Below are 1,355 nucleotides of genomic sequence, written 5' to 3'. Positions count from 1 at the left end.
CACTTTCATCCGTTTTAGGTGGTTCACTTTCACCCGCTGTGCTATGCTCACTTTCACCCGTTTTTAGTGGTATACTATATCCGTTTTTTGCACTTAAAAAGGCGATGTATCTTTTAAAGACCACGGATATCCCAATAAAAGAAGTTGCTTCGGCAGCCGGTTTTAAAGGACCTTCCAGCTTTTACCGTGCTTTTAAATTGAAATACCACTGTGCTCCGGGCCAAATGCGGAAAAAAGCAAAAAAGCCATACCCCTGATACCTTTAAACATTGTAAAATTCGGAATAAAAAATGTAAAATCAGGAACCCGGGGCAGCCGGGAATAACGAAATTTATACCAACCAAAGTCCTTAACCGACTCTGTAATACGTAAACAAAAGTTTTTAGGGTTACACACCAAAAGTCCGGAACCGTTATAGTATGATTTTAGGAAAGAGATCGAAATCCGGGCTTTTGGTGTTTTGTCTATACTGCTTCTTCTCCGGGTTGCACTACCGGATGCCCTTTACAGCCGGTCTTTCTATTTCATGTGGGGTCTACCTCGAAAATAATCGTATTTTTATACACATCAACTATATTTCCGAACGGTGAAATAACAACTATGGAAGACCAAAGAAAAGACCATACCTCCTCCCGAAAACCTGTTCTGAAAATAATCATCTTTGTACTGATTGTCATTTGTATATGGCAGTTTTACCGGTATCATAAAGAGAACAGGGACATTTCTTTACAGCATACCGCACTACTGGAAAAAGAGATTAAAAATGTGGGGAAGCTCATTGTTACCGAAGGTAATTATGCCCAGGTTTTTACGTTCCAGGACTCGAAAAAATTCTACCTGGACATCCTTTCTGCAAGGAAAAAGGCATTGGTTGTCGTCAATGCCACAGCTAAAGTATCCTATGACCTCAGCAAGATAAAAACTGAAATCCGTGAAGACGAAAAAACCGTAATTATCACCTACATACCACCTCCGGAGCTGGAGATTAACCCAAAAATAGAGTACTACGATATACAGCAGGATTACTTCAACCGCTTCGATGCAGGTGACCATAACAAGATCCGTAAGCGTATCGACAGCGCCTTGCGAAAGGAGATCGAAAAATCGGAACTGATGACCAATTCCAGAAACAGGTTACTGGCAGAACTTCAGAAAATTTATATCCTGACCAACTCTATGGGCTGGACCTTGCAATACAAGGATCAGGTCATCCGGGAGGAAAGCGACCTGCTCCGCGATTCTTTTATCCCGGCACCGATAGCCATACCTCACGAACAATAACAACAGAGGCCGTCTAAAAAGTTTTAGGCGGTCTTTTTATATTTAGGCTATTTTCTTGCTTTCAACCTACAAGG

Annotated in this window: 2 protein-coding genes; both read left to right on the top strand. The window is 41.5% G+C overall.

Going from position 1 to position 1,355, the window contains the following annotated elements:
- Positions 1-104: 104 nt before the first annotated feature.
- Entirely contained in the window at positions 105-257 is a 153-nt protein-coding gene (locus BT112_RS22260; RefSeq protein WP_175545860.1) for a helix-turn-helix domain-containing protein, read from the top strand.
- A 343-nt stretch (positions 258-600) separates the two neighbouring features.
- Positions 601-1,281, top strand: a complete 681-nt coding sequence (locus BT112_RS21435; RefSeq protein WP_072319485.1) for a DUF4230 domain-containing protein — start codon at positions 601-603, stop codon at positions 1,279-1,281.
- Positions 1,282-1,355: the final 74 nt, after the last annotated feature.

The sequence above is a fragment of the Sinomicrobium oceani genome (genome assembly GCF_900119185.1).
Taxonomy (GTDB): domain Bacteria; phylum Bacteroidota; class Bacteroidia; order Flavobacteriales; family Flavobacteriaceae; genus Sinomicrobium; species Sinomicrobium oceani.
Note: the sequence above shows the minus strand (reverse complement) of the source record. Positions and strands in the feature narration are given on the sequence as shown.

Bases quoted from the DNA above. Each gene is read 5' to 3' on its own strand.
- BT112_RS22260 (WP_175545860.1), top strand. From the start codon at position 105: ATGTATCTTTTAAAGACCACGGATATCCCAATAAAAGAAGTTGCTTCG.
- BT112_RS21435 (WP_072319485.1), top strand. From the start codon at position 601: ATGGAAGACCAAAGAAAAGACCATACCTCCTCCCGAAAACCTGTTCTG.